Here is a 14,191-nt window from a genome sequence, read left to right as displayed (position 1 = left end):
CGCGCGCTGCAGGCTGGGAACCTGCAGCGCCCGCCCCTTCCGCTTCAGGGAGAGAGGGCAGACATGTACCGATCAACCCAGCGCGCCGCCGTCGTCGGCGCGATCGCGGCCAGTGCGCTCGCGCTCGCCGCACCGGCCGCACTGGCCACCGTGCAGGGCGGCACTTCGTCGACGTGCGCGGGCAGTTCCTGCCAGACGAGCGAAGTCTGGTTCCCGGGCGGCACCCTGTCGGTCGACGCCGACGTGCACGGCAGCGGCGGGGCGGAGTGGGCCGTCCTCAACGGCAACGGCACCGTCTGCCGCTCCGGGTTCAGCGCCGTGGACCCGCCGCGGTCCTGGACCTGCAGCGGCGTGCCGGCCCAGTGGCTGTACGGCGTCGTCTCCGGTCCCGCCGGTTCGTCCAACATCGGCCTGCGCTGGTAGCACCCGGCAAGAGAAGGAGAACCACCATGAGGACGCTTCGCTTCTTCACCCGTTCCGTCGCGCGCAGCCTGCGCACTCGTGAGCTGGGCGCCGCCTGGCGCTTCTACTACGAGATCTACTGATGACCACCGCGGCCGGGGTCCCCCAGCCCCGGTCGCGGGGCTTCACCCGGGAGGCCTCCGTGCGCCGAGCCACCGCCGAGCCCGGCACGTTCCCGACCGACCCGCGCGCCGCCCTCGAGGGGTGGGCCGGCGACGGGGTCGCGATCCGCCGGTTCGAGCCGGGCCGGTACCTGGTGTCCGGCGCGGAACTGGTCCGCACGGCGCTGGCCGGGACCACGACGCCGTTCGAGGCGAAGGCGGCGACGTTCGGGGCCGTCGCCGGATGGGTGCCCGGCTCCGAACGCAGCCGTCCGGTCAACGCCGCGCTGGCGCGGGAATTGGACCGCGCTTGGGAGGCCGTGCCGGCGGAACGGATCGGCACCGAGCTCCGCCGGTCCGCCGAGGCCGGTGAGACGTGGCCGGGCGCGCTCGCGCCGTGCTACCTGCGGCTCTTCGGCGAACAGCTCTTCCCCGGCCTGCCCACGCGGGCCCGACAGACGTTGCAGGACGCTCTCGCGGCGTCCGACGGGCTCGACCGCACGAGCACGACCCTCCGGCGGCTCCGGGGCCGCCTCGCGCACAGCCGGGCCGACGCGGCCCTGCACCGCTGGGCCGCCGGCCGCGCGGAGCCCCTGCCCGACGCCCTGCGCACCGCCCTCGGCTCGGCCGACGACGTCGCGCTGGCACTGCACGGCCTGGTCGGCGCGGTCTGCCGGGCCGCGGCGATGGTGGTCGCCTGGACGGTCCTGCTCGACCGAGGCTGGCGGCCGGGCACCCCGGCGGGCACGACCCTGCCGCCGGTCCCGGTGACCGAGCCCGCCGCCCACCGCGTCCGCGAAGCACTGCGGCTGTGGCCGGTGGCCTGGCTGCTGTCCCGCAAGGTCACCGCGGCGACGGAGCTGGGCGGCATCCCGCTGGCCCCGGGCGACCGGCTGTACTTGTGCACGTACCTGCTGCACCGTGACCCGGAGGTCTGGGCCGAGCCGGGCGAGTACCACCCGGGCCGCTGGGCGGCGCCGCCGGAGGGCCACAAGGCAAGGTATCTCCCGTACGGCTTCGGCAGCGCGGCCTGCGTCGGCTCCCGGTTCGTGAACCAGGCGACGGCGAAGGTCCTCGAGTCCGCCGATTCGCTTGATGGCTTCGACCTGCGGATCATCGACCCGGAGCCGGTCTTCGGCTCGCTGCTGTCGCCGCCGGTGGTGCAGCCCATCCGACGCGGCTGACCACCCACCCACCCGCCCTCCACTCGAGCCGCCCCCGGGAAGCCCGCTCTCACCCTCCGTGGTGCAGCCCATACGGCCCCACCGGCGGATTCCCGCTACCCTCTCGGCGGGATGACCGGTTCGTCCGGTCAGCGGGGGGTGCGGAACAGAGTGCTCAGCTTCGGGGTGCTGGGACCGTTGCAGGTCCTGCGGGACGGCGAACCCGTCCCGATCACCGGGCCCAAGGTGCGGGCCCTGCTGGCGGCGTTGCTGATGCGGGCGAACACCACGGTGTCGCTCGAACGGCTCACCGAACTGCTCTGGGGCGACGACCCACCGGACACCGCGCGCAAGAGCATCCAGGTGCACGCGCTCCGGCTGCGGCGGGCGCTCGGCGACGGCGTCATCGAAACGCAGCCCACCGGCTACCTGCTGCGCGTCCGGTCCGCGCAGCACGATCTGCTGCGGTTCCGCGAGCTCGTCGCCGCCGCGCCGGGCGAGCCGGATCCGGACACCGAACGCGAACTGCTCGCCGCCGCGCTCGATTGCTGGCGTGGGCCCGTGCTGGCCGATGTTCCGGCCGACGTGCTGAACCGGGAAGACGTCGAGCAGGAGCGGCTGCGGGCGCAGGAGCGGTACTTCGAGGTCAGCCTCGAACTGGGCCGGTCCGGCGAGGTCACCGACGACCTGGCGCGGGTGACCCGCGAACACCCGTGGCGGGAGGCCTTCTGGGCGCTGTACCTGGAGGCCCTGCACCGCTCGGGCCGCCGCGCCGACGCCCTCGAGGCCTACCGCGAGGTGCACCGGATGCTCACCGACGAGCTCGGCATCGGGCCCGGCGAGCGGCTGCGGCGCGCCCACCGGGCCGTCCTCGCCGACGAGACCCCCGACGAACCGCCCGCCGCGCAACCGGAGTTCCGGCCGCGGCAGCTGCCCCCGGCCGTCGCCACGCTCGTCGGCCGGGCCGCGCTCATGTCCACTTTGGACGACCTGGTGGGCGGGCCGGCCGGGCCGCACCCGCCGATCGCGCTGCTCGTCGGGCCGGCCGGGGTGGGCAAGACGACCGCCGCCGTGCACTGGGCGCACCGCGCCGCGCGGTACTTCCCGGACGGTCAGCTCTTCGCCGACCTCCAGGGCTACTCGGCGGTCCCGCCGCTCGCGCAGCTGGAGGTGCTGACCCGGTTCGCGCACGCGCTCGGCGTCCGGCCCGGCCAGGTGCCGACCGAGCTCGCCGACGCCGCCGCGCTCTACCGCTCGGTGCTCGCCGACCGGCGGGTGCTGATCGTGCTGGACAACGTGGCCGGGCCGGACCAGGTGCGCGCGCTGCTGCCCGCCAGCCCGGGCTGCGCGGTGCTGATCACCAGCCGGGACCGGCTCTGCGGCCTCGCCGCCACCGTGGACACCCGGCTGGTGGAGCTGGCCGAACTGCCGCCGGACGACTCGCTCGCACTGCTCGCCTCGGTCGTCGGCGAAGAGCGCGTCGCGGCCGAGGAATCGGCCGCGCGCGAGCTGGTGCGGCTGTGCGCCGGGCTGCCGCTGGCCCTGCGGATCGCCGCGGCGAACCTGGCGCTGTGGCCGGACCGGTCGCTGCACGGCTACCTCGCCGAACTGGCCGGTCCCGACCTCGAACAGCTCGGCGTCCGGCGGGCGTTCGACCTGTCCTTCGACGCCGTTTCCGCCGCCGCGGCCCGGTTCTTCCGCCTGCTCGGGCTGGTGCCCGGGGCCGACATCGGGGTGGCGGGCGCGGCGGCACTGGCCGGGGTCGCCGCGCCGCAGGCCCGCCGGTTGCTGTGGGAACTGGCCGCGAGCCACCTCGTGCAGCCCCGCGGCGGCGACCGGTTCGGCCTGCACGACCTGATCCGCGCGTACGCCGCCGAGCGGGCACGCGAGGACCTCCCGGCGGCCGAGCGGGCGGCCGCCCTCGACCGGCTCTTCGGGTACTACCTGCGGGCCGCGGCCGGCGCGGCGACCGCGCTCTACCCGGACCTGCAACGGCTGCCCGACGCACCCGAAGACGGCGAGGCCGTCGAGCCGGCCGACGCGCGCCGGTGGCTGCTGGCCGAGCACGGCAACGTCCTGTCCGCGATCCGCTGGACGTCCGGGCGGGAGCAGGGGCCGTTCGCCTGGCGGGCCGCCGACCTGCTGCGCGGCTTCTTCCACTCGCACCGCCTCGACGCGGAGTGGCAGGCGGCCGCGACCGCCGGGCTGGCCGCCGCGCGCCGGGCCGGGGACGAGCGGGCCGCCGGCGCGATGCGCCACAGCCTCGGGGCGTTGGCCTGGAGCCGCGGGGACTACGAGACGGCGCTGGCGGAACTCGAAGCCGCCCAGGCGTCCTACCGGGCCGCCGGTGCCCGCGAAGGCGCCGACTCGGTGCTGCACGCGCTCGGCGTCGTGCACCTGGACCTCGGCCGGCTCGACCGGGCGATCGAGTACTTCACCGCGGCGCTGGCCGGGACGCTGCGCAGCGGCGCGTCGATCCGGGCGGCGAACGGGCTGATCAACCTCGGGGCCGTGCTCATCGAACACGGGAGGCTCACCGAAGGTGTCGGGCACAACGAGCGCGCCCTCGACCTCTGCCGCCGGCTCGGCTCACCGCACGCGGCGGCGATCGCGCTGTGCAACCTCGGGTACGGCTACCGCGTGTCGGGCGACTTGGCCCGCGCCAGGGCCGTGCTCACCGAGGCCCTGGAAGCGTTGCGGGAGCTGGGTTCCCGCGACGACGAGGCGGACGCGCTGGTCCGGCTCGCCGCGGTGCACCGGGTCACCGGCGACCTCGATCGGGCGTGGCCCGCCGCGCGGCTGGCGGTGACGGTGGCGCGCGAGGCGGGCAACCAGCGGTTCGAGGTGGACGCCCTCGGCGCGCTCGGCGACCTCCACCGCCAGGCGGGCGACCCGGCGGCGGCGCTGGCGGAATACACCGAAGCCCACCGGCTGGCGGAGAAGATCGGCTACCTCCGCGGCCGGATCGCCACCCTGCTCGGTCTGTCCACTGTGGACAAAGTGGATGCGGCCACGCACGGCGCGGCGGCCTTGCGCGAAGCCGAGGAGGGCGGCTTCCGGCTGCTGGCCGAGCAGGCCCGGACCAGCCTGGCGTGGATCTCGTTCAACGCGGGCTCGCCCGAGGAGGCGGAACGTCTGGCCGCACAGGCGATCGCCGGGTTCCGGGCAAGCGGGCACCGGCTGGGCCAGGCGTACGCCTTCGTCGTGCTCGGCCAGGCCCGCCTGAGCCTGACCGGCCCCGCCGCGGCCCGGGAGTGCTGGCACACGGCCGAGCGGATCCTGGCCACGGCCGGCGAACGCCCGGTGCTGGCGGCAGTGCGGGCGCTGCTGGCCCAGTGACCGCCGGCCGCAAGCGCCCCCGCGAAGACCGTCAACGCCGCGTGGAGAGCTCGGCCGGGTGCAGCTCGTAAAGCGCGTACGCCTTCCGGATCACCGGTTGCGCCACGTTCCGCACCCGCACCCCGCCGGGCGTCACGCCCTGCTCGCACCCGAAGTGCGCGTGCCCGTGCAGCGCCAGGTCCGCGCCCACCTCGTCGATCGGCTCGCACAGCAGGTACGACCCCAGGAACGGGTGGATCTCGGGTGGCTCGCCGTGCAGCGTCCCGGGGATCGGCGCGTAGTGCGTCAGCGCCACGACGACGTCCGTGCCGAGGCTTTGCAACGCTTTGCGCAACGAATCCGCCGAAGCCATCGTGGTCTCGACGAAGTCCTTCATCTCCCGCTCGCCGAACCGGCTGGCGCACTTGCCGGCGAACCCGCCGCCGAAGCCCTTGACGCCCGCGACGCCCAGGGAGCCGTCCGGCAGGTCGTACCGGACCGCGTCGCCTTCCAGCACGTCGACGCCGGTTTCCCGGAGCAGGTTCGAGATCATCTCGCCGGAGTCGCTGTGGTGGTCGTGGTTGCCGAGGACGGCGGCGATCGGCACGCCGAGCCCGGCGAGTTCTTCGGCCACCACCCGGGCTTCCTCGACGGTGCCGTGCCGGGTGAGGTCCCCGGCCAGCAGCAGGACGTCGGCGGTGCCCGCCAGGTGTTCCAGGGCCGGCCGGAGCAGGCCGCGGGAATCTTCGCCCAGGTGCACGTCCCCGACCGCGGCGATCCTCATCGGCCGATCTCCTCCGCGCTCGCCGGTTCGCGGACGTCGGCGACCCGGACGTCGTTGTGCACCAGCTCCCCGGTCAGGTACTCGCCGACGACGGCGTCGACCTCCTCCTTGCGCGCCGGGCAGGTGACTTCGCCGGTCAGGTGCACGTGCTCGCCCCGGACGGTCACGTGCACCCCGAGCTCGGCGGTGCGGGGATCTTCGGCGAGGGCCCGGCTGAGCCGGGCGACGAGGTATTGCGGTGGTTCGGGCACGAGAGCCTCCTTCGGGTCGATCACGGCCAGGTCGCCGAGCAGCGCCAGGAACGCCCGGGCGTACGGGGACGCCGACACCTGCACGGCGACGTCGGTCCAGTCGACCTGCTCGCGCAGGTCGCGGGCGATCCGCAGCAGCGGCGCGAAGTCGCACCGGTGCGCGCTCAACACGAGCAGCTTGTCCACCAGCAGGTCGGTGCCGGAGACGACCGGCGCCGCGGTGGACCCGATGCGCATCAGCGCCGCGCGGTCGAGCAGCTCGTCGGTCACCGGCCGGTGGTTGGGGCCGTGGATGAGGTCGACGAGGATGTCGCCGTCGTAGACCTTCGTCAGCCAGTCCTCCGGCGGGTGCACGCGGCGCAGGCCGGCGGCGGTGAGCACCTCCGCGGCCCGCTCCGCGTCGCCGGGCTTGAGGAACAGGTCGACGTCGTGGTCCGACGGCGGCCCGCCGCGGGCGTACACGGCCAGCCCGCCCGCCACGGCGAACCGGATGCCGGTGCCGTCGAGCGTGGTCACGACGCGAGTCAGGCTCTGCAGCAGCGCCTCCGCTTCCATGGCGGAGGGTTACCCGCGACCGGCGCGGCCCTAACCGCCGTTCGCGGGCCGCTCCCGGAGCCACGCGCAGGCGCCGTCGACCGTGGGGTGCAGCGCGAGCGTGCTGTCCATGCGGGTGACCTGCAGCGAACGCAGCACCGGGCGTCCGTCGGCGACCAGCGCGAACGGCAGGTCCGCGGCCGCCGTCTCGCCGGCCAGCTCGGCGATGACCTGCAGCCCCGCCGAGCCGCAGAAGGTGATCGCGGCCAGGTCCACGATGAGCGCGCCCGGCCGCCCGGCCAGCGCGGCGCGGGCCCGGGCGCGCAACACCGGCGCGGTGCCGAGGTCGAGATCGCCGGCTGCCGCGACGACGACGGCCTCGGGGACGGTGCGGACGCGCACCGTGAGTGTGGACGTCCCGTCGTCGGTCACGGGTGCTCCCTTCCGTCGCTGCCGACCCTAGATCGGTTGCATCGTTTTGTCATCGATTTGCCGGGTAACCGGAGCGGACCAGCCGCCCAGAGGAGAGGACAGCCGGCGATGAGCACCGTGACCGAATCCGTCGATGTCGAGACCGACGTCACCACCGCCTACAACCAGTGGACGCAGTTCGAGTCCTTCCCGCAGTTCATGGAGGGTGTCGACGAGATCCGGCAGCTCGACGACACCCACACGCACTGGAAGATCAGCGTCGGCGGGCAGACCCGCGAGTTCGACGCGACGATCACCGAGCAGCACCCGGACGAGCGCGTCGCCTGGAAGTCCGACTCCGGCCCGACGCACGCGGGGGTCGTGACGTTCCACCGCCTCGACGACCGGCACACCCGCGTCACCGCCCAGCTCGACATCGACCCGGACGGCTTCGTCGAGAACGTCGCCGACAAACTCGGCATCCTCGACCGCCGCGTGAAGGGCGACCTGGGCCGGTTCAAGACCTTCATCGAGGACCGCGGCGGCCGCGAAACCGGCGCCTGGCGCGGCGACGTGGCCCGCCCCGGGAACTGACCGACCGGCCCGCAGCCGCCCCCGCCGTCACCGGGACGACGGGGGCGGTTCGCTGCCGCCGGCGCCCGGTTTATCCCCGGACCACCCGGGTAGCCAGCCGCCCTACCAGGCCGGTGGTCGCCCATCGGCATCCACGTGGGCGCGGAAGTGCCTCTCCCGCAGGAGGTCGAGATGACGCAGGGACCCGGCGGTCAGTCACCGCCGCAACCGGGCGGCGGTTCGCCGTCGATGCCGGAAACCGCCAAGGACGAGGCCCGCGAGGTGGCTTCGACGGCCGCCGACCGGGGTGGCGAAGTCGCGCAAACGGCCGCGGACCAAGCGAAGCACGTCGCCGCGCACGCCCAGAGCGAAGCGCGCGACCTGCTCCGCGAAGGCCGGGAACAGTTGCAGTCGCAGGCCAGGGACGGCCAGCGCAAGGCGGCCGAAGGCCTCCACCAGCTGGCCGGTCAGCTGGAGCGGATGGCGGAGCAGACGGATTCGCCCGGCCTCGCCGGCGACGTCGCGCGCCAGGTGTCGGACCGCACGCGCTCGGTGGCCGACTGGCTCGAGCACCGCGAGCCGGGTGATCTCCTGGACGAGGTCCGCCGCTTCGCCCGCCGCCGCCCGGGCACGTTCCTGGTGGGGGCGGCGGTGGCCGGTGCGCTGGTCGGGCGGCTCACCCGGGGCGTGGTGGCGCAGCAGAAGGAGTCGAACGACCGGACGGACGTCCCGCAGCCGCACGCCGGCCCGGCCGCGACGCCCCCGGTGCCCCAGCCGGTGCCTCAGCAGGGCCTTCCGCAGCCGGGATATGCGGCCCCGGGCGGCTACAACGGACCGCAGCCCGCGGGAGGCCTTCCGCAGCCGACCCAGCCGGGCGCGGCGCCCGGCGGGTACAACGCGCCGCAGCCCCCTGAAGGCCTGCCCCAGCCGGGCGCAACCCCCGGCAGCCACGCCGCGCCGCCCGCGGGCGACCTTCCCCAGCCGGGCCGTCCCGGCGGGCCCGGCGCGCCCACGCCGCCGGAAGGCCTGCCCCAGCCGAGCCCTCGCTTCTCCGCGCCGGGGCAGGTGCCGTGATGACCCAAGCACCCGGGCCCGGGCCCGTGCCCCGCGCCGGTGAACCCGTCGATGTCGCCGATGCTTCGGTCGGCGAGCTGATGTCCAACGTCATGAAGGACCTCTCCACCCTGGTGCGGCAGGAAGTGGAGCTGGCCAAGGCCGAAGTCAAGGCCGAGGCGGGCAAGGCCGCGAAGGGCGCCGGCATGCTCGGCGGCGCCGGGTTCGCCGGCTACCTGGTCGTGCTGTTCCTCTCCATCGCCCTGTGGCAAGGCCTGGCGAACGTCATGGATTCCGGCTGGGCCGCGCTGATCGTCGCGGTCGTGTGGGCGATCGCCGGTGCCGTGCTCTACGCGACGGGACGGCGGGAAGTCCGCCGCGCCAACCCGAAACCCGAACGCACCGTCGAGACCCTGCAGCAGGTTCCCGACGCACTGAAAGGCGAACGACCATGACCGAACCGGAGCGGATCCGCCGCGAAATCGAGAGTACGCAACGCCATCTCAGTACCGACGTGAACGCCCTCACCGAAAAGGTGACCCCGGGCCGGATCGTCGAACGCCGGATCGGCCGGGTGCGGACGGCGGTCGGCAATGCCCGGGACCGCGTCATGGGCACGGCGTCCGACCACGCGTCGACGGTGGGTGACAAGGCCGGCTCGGTCGCCTCGGCGGCCGGGGACAAGGTGAGTTCGGCCGCCAACGCCGTCGGCGAGGCACCGCAGTCGATCCGGCGCGGCGCGCAGGGCAATCCGCTGGCCGCCGGCCTGATCGCCTTCGGTGCCGGCTGGCTCGTGTCGTCGTTGCTGCCGGCGAGCGAGCCGGAGCGCCGGCTGGCCGGTCAGGCGACCGACCTCGCCCGCGAGCACGTCGCCCCGGTCGCCCAGCACGCGGCCGAGGAGCTGAAGGAAAACCTGCGCGAACCGGTCCAGCAGGCGGCCGAGTCGGTGAAGTCGGAAGCCGCCGACGCGGCGTCCACGGTGAAGGACGAAGCGCGGTCGGCGACCGGCGACGTCACCGATCGCGCCCAGGAAGCCCGGGAGAACGTGCGCTCGCAGAGCTGAGGCCGCGGGGCGCGGCCGCCCGGCCGCGCCCCACCTCCCGCGAAAGGACGGCGATGTCCCCGTTCGACCCGCCCGCCGGCGACTCGCTGATGTTCGTCGGCACGGCGACCACGGTGCTCCGGCTGGGCCCGTTCACCCTGCTCACCGACCCGAACTTCCTCCACCGCGGCCAGTGGTCCTCCTTCGGCCAGGGCCTGTTTTCCCGGCGGCGCACCGAACCCGCGCTGCAGCCCGCCGATCTCCCGCCGCTGACCGCGGTCATCCTGTCCCACCTGCACGGCGACCACTTCGACCGGATCGCGTCCCGCGAACTCCCCCGCGACACCCCGATCCTGACCACCGAACACGCGGCGACCCGCCTGCTGCGCCGCGGTTTCCACGCACCGCTCCCGCTCCCGACGTGGACGGCGGAGACCTTCTCGGACGCCGGCGCGCGGCTGACGGTGACGTCGGTGCCCGCCCGGCACGCGCCGGGCCCGATGCAGCGGGTGCTGCCGCCGGTGATGGGCAGCGTCCTGGAGTACCGCGCAACGCCGGAGGCCGAGCCGCTGCGCATCTACCTCAGCGGCGACACGGTGATCCACGACGAGCTGCGGACCATCCGCACGCACTTCCCCGACCTCGACCTCGCCGTCGTGCACCTGGGCGGCACGCGCGCCGCCTGCGGCGCCCGAAAACGCGGGTGCAGCTGCTGCAGCGAGGCGAATTCCTGGCGTTGTGACCGCGGTTCACGGCCACCCGCCCGGTTCCGGTGCAGCTCGGCGAACCATCGGCCACGGCCAGTCCTCAACGGACCCCCGGGTTCTCCGTGACATTTTTTCCGGATACACCCGCCCGGAGCAGCCGGCCGCCCCGTGACTCACCGGGCGTCCCCGGGCCCGGGACCGATCGGGCGGCCCGGACCTCGCGGCCTTCCGCCGTTCAGTGACCGTTCAGTTCGCCTGCGTGCCGGAAAGCGCTGTCTCACCACGCTTTCCGGAGATCACGCGCTGGCCGGGCGCGGACGTGGCCGCGTATGGTCGGCCGGCACGAGCTTGGGAGCGCTCCCGAATCCGGCCCCGACGAAGGAGGACAGCGTGGTTCCCCGACGCAAAACTCTGCTCTCCCTGGTGGTGACGGCCTTCGCCGCCGTGCTGCTGGGCGGCGTGTTCACCGGCGTCGCCGACGCACACGGCTCGGCCACCGACCCGCCGTCGCGCAACTACGGCTGCTGGAACCGCTGGGGCAGCGACTTCCAGAACCCCGCGATGGCGACGAAGGACCCGATGTGCTGGCAGGCCTGGCAGGCCGACCCGAACGCGATGTGGAACTGGAACGGGCTCTACCGCGAAGGCGTCAAGGGCAACCACCAGGGCGCCATCCCCGACGGGACGCTGTGCAGCGGCGGCCGCACGCAGGCGCCCCGGTACAACGCGCTCGACACGGTCGGCGCGTGGCAGACGGCCGACAAGGACAACCGGTTCACCCTCACCATCACCGACCAGGCCCAGCACGGCGCCGACTACCTGCTGGTGTACATCACCAAGCAGGGCTTCAACCCCGCGACCCAGCCGCTCGGCTGGGGCAACCTCGAACTGGTCGCCCAAACGGGCAAGCTCGCGCCCGCCGGGCAGTACCAGGTCGCGGTGAACGCCAGCTCCCGGACGGGGCGGCACGTCGTCTACACCATCTGGCAGGCGAGCCACCTCGACCAGTCGTACTACTTCTGCAGTGACGTGAACTTCTCCGGACGCTGACCGGCCCGGGCCGCGGGAGGTCCCCGCGGCCCGGATTCCGGCGTTAGATACGTTACAGACTCTGATCGTAACGCAAGGCGTAAGCTCAGGGTATGGAACTCACCCTGCCGGGCGGCCCGGACTGCGGGCACGCCATCGAGGTCGCGACGGCCTATTCGTCGCCGTCCCTGCTGAACCATTCGATGCGGGTCTACGCCTGGGCCGTCGCGCTCGGCGACGTCCACCACGTCGCATTCGACGCCGAGCTGCTGTTCGTCGCGGCGATGCTGCACGACGCCGGGCTCGCGGCGGAGTTCGACAGCCACACCGTGCCGTTCGAGGTGGCCGGCGGGCACGTGGCGTGGGTGTTCGCCGCCGGCGCCGGCTGGCCGCCCGCACGCCGGGCGCGGCTGGCGGAGGTGATCGTCCGGCACATGCACGCGGAGGTCGACCCGGCCGAAGACCCGGAGGGGTTCCTGCTGTCGAGGGCCGCGGCGGCCGACATCGCCGGGCGCGACGTCGCGGATCTGCCCGCCGGCTTCCGCGCGGAGGTGCTCGACCGCTACCCGCGGCTGGACCTGGTGGCGGAGTTCCTCCGCTGCTTCGGCGACCAGGCGGCCCGCAAGCCGGAGAGCTCGGCGGCGGCCGCGATGAAGAACGACCTCGCCACCCGCATGGCCCGCAACCCGCTCGAAGGGAACTGAAGTGCAAGCCGTCACCGTCGCCGATCGCACCGCCGAACCGGCCCTCACCGAACTGCCCTACCCGCACGCCGCCGAGAACGACGTCGTCGTCCGGGTGCACGCGGCCGGGTTCACCCCCGGCGAGCTGACCTGGCCGGCCACCTGGACCGACCGCGCGGGCCGCGACCGGGCGCCGAGCGTCCCCGGCCACGAGCTGTCCGGCGTCGTCGCGGAACTGGGCTACGGCACGACGGGCCTGACCGTCGGCCAGCGCGTCTTCGGCATGGCCGACTGGGCCCGCAACGGCTCCTTGGCCGAGTACACGGCGGTGGAGGCGCGCAACCTCGCGCCGCTGCCGGCCGACGTCGATCACGTCACGGCCGCCGCCCTGCCGATCTCCGGGCTGACGGCGTACCAGGCGCTATTCGACCACGGGCGCCTCACGGCGGGCCGGACCGTCCTGGTCCACGGCGCGGCCGGCAGCGTCGGCTCGCTGGCGGTCCAGCTGGCGCGCGAGGCGGGCGCGCGGGTGCTCGGCACCGGCCGCGAGGCCGACCGGGACACGGTGCTCGGCCTGGGCGCGGAGGCCTACTTCGACCCGCTTTCGCCGGACATCGGACAGGTGGACCTGATCCTCGACGTCCTCGGCGGCGAGGTCCTGGACCGATCGGCGGCCCTGGTGCGCGACGGCGGCACCCTGGTGACGGTGGCCGAGCCGCCGCGCGGGCCGGGCATCTTCTTCGTCGTGGAACCGGACCGGGCCCGCCTCGCGGACCTGGCCCAGCGCGTCCGTGAGGGCCGCCTCCGCCCCCGGATCGACACGGTACGCCCGCTGGTGGAAGCCCCGGCGGCGTTCGGCACGCGCGGCAGGACGATCATCCGGACGGCGTGACGTACCGATCGAACCAGCTCCTGGCGGCGCGCAACGGGCCGTCGACCGCCGGGAGGTCGGGGTACCAGGCCTTTTCCCATTCGAGTGACACCCAGCCGGACCACGAACGCAGCAGATCACCGCATTCACCGAGCGGAACGGCCCCCTCCCCCGGTGGGACGGGGGTGGGTGCTTCGCGGCTCTGCACGTCCTTGACCTGGAAGTAGCCGAGGTAGGGACCGAGCACGGTTTTGGTGACGGCGGGGCGTTCGCCGGCCCGCCAGGGGTGAACGGCATCCCAGAGGACGGCGGCGAGATCGGGCGCACCGAACCCGTCGACGAGCGTCCGGGCGGCGGCCCCGGTGGGGTGCGAATCATGGGTCTCGACGAGCAGCTTCACCCGGGCATCCCGGAGATCATCGAGGACGGCGGCGATGCGGGGTTCGGCAGTTCCGTCCCCGTCAGGTTCGCCGCCGGGGAACACCCGGATTTGCGGGGCGCCGAGGCGGTGGGCGAGGGTGATGAGGGCTTTGAGCTTGTCGATGACGGGCCGGTCAGGTCCGGGAGCGGCGACTTTCGCGTAGCCGGCCAGGCAGGAGACGGCGAGGTTTTCGCCGTCGAGGAGGGATCGGACGGAGTCGAGGGAGGAGGCGGAGAGTCCCAAGTGGACTTCTTCGTCGGGGTGGACGCGCAGTTCGAGGCCGGCGCAGTGGTGGGCTTTCGCAGTGCGCGCCGCTTCGCGGAGGGGGATGCCGGGCAGGCCCAGCGTGCTCACCGCGAACTGCCACCCCATCGACGCCCTCCCCGCTCGGCTGGTGGCGAGTGTAAGCGCTTTCCGCCGCGGTGGGAGCGGCCGGTGGCGGATGGCTGGGGGCCTTGGCTGCGAACATTCGCGCCGGGCAACGGCACCCGACCTCGCGGACAGGTCTCCGCACCGCCGCCGTTCCCCGGCTCACCACACCGCCGCCGTTCCCGAGCTCACCGCACCCCCGCCGTTCTCGAGCTCACCGCACCACCGCCGTTGCCGGGCTCACCACACCCCCGCCGTTGCCGAGCTCACCACACCCCCGCCGTTCCCGAGCTCACCACACCCCCGCCGTTCCCGAGCTCACCGCACCCCCGCCGTTCGCGGGCAGGCCGGTGCCCGCGCCCGTGATCACCACGGGCGCGGGGACCCCCGCCCGGCGTATTGATAGGAAGTGCACACGT

Annotated in this window: 15 protein-coding genes; 11 read left to right on the top strand and 4 right to left on the bottom strand. The window is 74.1% G+C overall.

From position 1 onward, the window contains the following. The first annotated feature begins 63 nt into the window (after positions 1-63). From ACWEVN_RS39375 to ACWEVN_RS39365, 3 genes are all read left to right on the top strand, one after another. Positions 64-423 (top strand): hypothetical protein, encoded by a 360-nt coding sequence (locus tag ACWEVN_RS39375; protein WP_449687699.1) that lies wholly within the window; start codon positions 64-66, stop codon positions 421-423. Positions 424-604: 181 nt separating this feature from the next. Continuing rightward, positions 605-1,747, top strand: a complete 1,143-nt coding sequence (locus tag ACWEVN_RS39370; RefSeq protein ID WP_452054673.1) for a cytochrome P450 — start codon at positions 605-607, stop codon at positions 1,745-1,747. A 150-nt stretch (positions 1,748-1,897) separates the two neighbouring features. Continuing rightward, positions 1,898-5,065, top strand: coding sequence for a BTAD domain-containing putative transcriptional regulator (locus ACWEVN_RS39365; RefSeq protein WP_452054672.1), 3,168 nt, complete (start codon positions 1,898-1,900; stop codon positions 5,063-5,065). Between the two features lie 31 nt (positions 5,066-5,096). On the opposite strand, the gene ACWEVN_RS39360 is transcribed toward ACWEVN_RS39365, so the two are convergent. Genes ACWEVN_RS39360 through ACWEVN_RS39350 form a run of 3 tightly spaced genes read right to left on the bottom strand, consistent with a single transcriptional unit; the run spans position 5,097 to position 7,045 of the window. After that, positions 5,097-5,828 (bottom strand): metallophosphoesterase family protein, encoded by a 732-nt coding sequence (locus ACWEVN_RS39360; protein WP_449687696.1) that lies wholly within the window; start codon positions 5,826-5,828, stop codon positions 5,097-5,099. Next, the gene (locus tag ACWEVN_RS39355; protein ID WP_452054671.1) at positions 5,825-6,634 is read right to left on the bottom strand and encodes a nucleotidyltransferase family protein; all 810 of its coding nucleotides are present in this window, start codon (positions 6,632-6,634) and stop codon (positions 5,825-5,827) included. Before ACWEVN_RS39355 ends, ACWEVN_RS39360 begins: the two co-directional genes overlap by 4 nt. 30 nt (positions 6,635-6,664) lie before the next feature. Next, complete coding sequence (locus tag ACWEVN_RS39350; protein ID WP_449687694.1) at positions 6,665-7,045, bottom strand: STAS domain-containing protein; 381 nt, start codon at positions 7,043-7,045, stop codon at positions 6,665-6,667. Between the two features lie 108 nt (positions 7,046-7,153). On the opposite strand from ACWEVN_RS39350, the gene ACWEVN_RS39345 reads away from it, so the two are divergent. From ACWEVN_RS39345 to ACWEVN_RS39310, 8 genes are all read left to right on the top strand, one after another. Beyond that, positions 7,154-7,618 carry an SRPBCC family protein gene (locus ACWEVN_RS39345; protein ID WP_449687693.1) on the top strand — a complete coding sequence of 155 codons (465 nt, stop codon included), beginning with the start codon at positions 7,154-7,156 and terminating at the stop codon, positions 7,616-7,618. 171 nt (positions 7,619-7,789) lie between these two features. Continuing rightward, positions 7,790-8,671, top strand: coding sequence for a hypothetical protein (locus ACWEVN_RS39340; protein ID WP_452054670.1), 882 nt, complete (start codon positions 7,790-7,792; stop codon positions 8,669-8,671). Continuing rightward, on the top strand, positions 8,671-9,105 hold the full coding sequence (locus ACWEVN_RS39335; protein WP_452054669.1) for a phage holin family protein: 435 nt from the start codon (positions 8,671-8,673) through the stop codon (positions 9,103-9,105). The genes ACWEVN_RS39340 and ACWEVN_RS39335 overlap by 1 nt, the downstream gene beginning before the upstream one ends. After that, on the top strand, positions 9,102-9,713 hold the full coding sequence (locus ACWEVN_RS39330; RefSeq protein ID WP_452054668.1) for a DUF3618 domain-containing protein: 612 nt from the start codon (positions 9,102-9,104) through the stop codon (positions 9,711-9,713). Before ACWEVN_RS39335 ends, ACWEVN_RS39330 begins: the two co-directional genes overlap by 4 nt. Before the next feature lie 53 nt (positions 9,714-9,766). After that, positions 9,767-10,525, top strand: a complete 759-nt coding sequence (locus ACWEVN_RS39325; protein ID WP_452054667.1) for an MBL fold metallo-hydrolase — start codon at positions 9,767-9,769, stop codon at positions 10,523-10,525. A gap of 264 nt (positions 10,526-10,789) precedes the next feature. Next, positions 10,790-11,449: a lytic polysaccharide monooxygenase auxiliary activity family 9 protein gene (locus ACWEVN_RS39320; protein ID WP_452054666.1), complete on the top strand. Its 660-nt coding sequence runs from the start codon at positions 10,790-10,792 to the stop codon at positions 11,447-11,449. Positions 11,450-11,541: 92 nt separating this feature from the next. Next, positions 11,542-12,132, top strand: coding sequence for an HD domain-containing protein (locus tag ACWEVN_RS39315; protein ID WP_449682465.1), 591 nt, complete (start codon positions 11,542-11,544; stop codon positions 12,130-12,132). Position 12,133: 1 nt separating this feature from the next. Further along, a complete protein-coding gene (locus ACWEVN_RS39310; RefSeq protein ID WP_452054665.1) occupies positions 12,134-13,003 on the top strand; it encodes an NADP-dependent oxidoreductase in 870 nt (289 codons plus the stop codon). Here the strand turns inward: ACWEVN_RS39310 and ACWEVN_RS39305 are convergent. Beyond that, complete coding sequence (locus tag ACWEVN_RS39305; protein ID WP_452054664.1) at positions 12,987-13,775, bottom strand: sugar phosphate isomerase/epimerase family protein; 789 nt, start codon at positions 13,773-13,775, stop codon at positions 12,987-12,989. The genes ACWEVN_RS39310 and ACWEVN_RS39305 overlap by 17 nt on opposite strands. Between the last annotated feature and the right edge of the window lie 416 nt (positions 13,776-14,191).

Source organism: Amycolatopsis sp. NPDC003861 (assembly GCF_053605405.1).
The sequence above is the reverse complement of the archived record's forward strand: the minus strand, read 5'-3'. Positions and strand labels throughout refer to the sequence as shown.

What these genes read in the sequence shown, in the direction of transcription:
- ACWEVN_RS39315 (WP_449682465.1), top strand. Translation starts at nt 11,542, where the DNA reads ATGGAACTCACCCTGCCGGGCGGCCCGGACTGCGGGCACGCCATCGAG.
- ACWEVN_RS39325 (WP_452054667.1), top strand. Translation starts at nt 9,767, where the DNA reads ATGTCCCCGTTCGACCCGCCCGCCGGCGACTCGCTGATGTTCGTCGGC.
- ACWEVN_RS39335 (WP_452054669.1), top strand. Translation starts at nt 8,671, where the DNA reads ATGACCCAAGCACCCGGGCCCGGGCCCGTGCCCCGCGCCGGTGAACCC.
- ACWEVN_RS39360 (WP_449687696.1), bottom strand. Translation starts at nt 5,828, where the DNA reads ATGAGGATCGCCGCGGTCGGGGACGTGCACCTGGGCGAAGATTCCCGC.
- ACWEVN_RS39305 (WP_452054664.1), bottom strand. Translation starts at nt 13,775, where the DNA reads ATGGGGTGGCAGTTCGCGGTGAGCACGCTGGGCCTGCCCGGCATCCCC.
- ACWEVN_RS39340 (WP_452054670.1), top strand. Translation starts at nt 7,790, where the DNA reads ATGACGCAGGGACCCGGCGGTCAGTCACCGCCGCAACCGGGCGGCGGT.
- ACWEVN_RS39375 (WP_449687699.1), top strand. Translation starts at nt 64, where the DNA reads ATGTACCGATCAACCCAGCGCGCCGCCGTCGTCGGCGCGATCGCGGCC.
- ACWEVN_RS39355 (WP_452054671.1), bottom strand. Translation starts at nt 6,634, where the DNA reads ATGGAAGCGGAGGCGCTGCTGCAGAGCCTGACTCGCGTCGTGACCACG.
- ACWEVN_RS39330 (WP_452054668.1), top strand. Translation starts at nt 9,102, where the DNA reads ATGACCGAACCGGAGCGGATCCGCCGCGAAATCGAGAGTACGCAACGC.
- ACWEVN_RS39345 (WP_449687693.1), top strand. Translation starts at nt 7,154, where the DNA reads ATGAGCACCGTGACCGAATCCGTCGATGTCGAGACCGACGTCACCACC.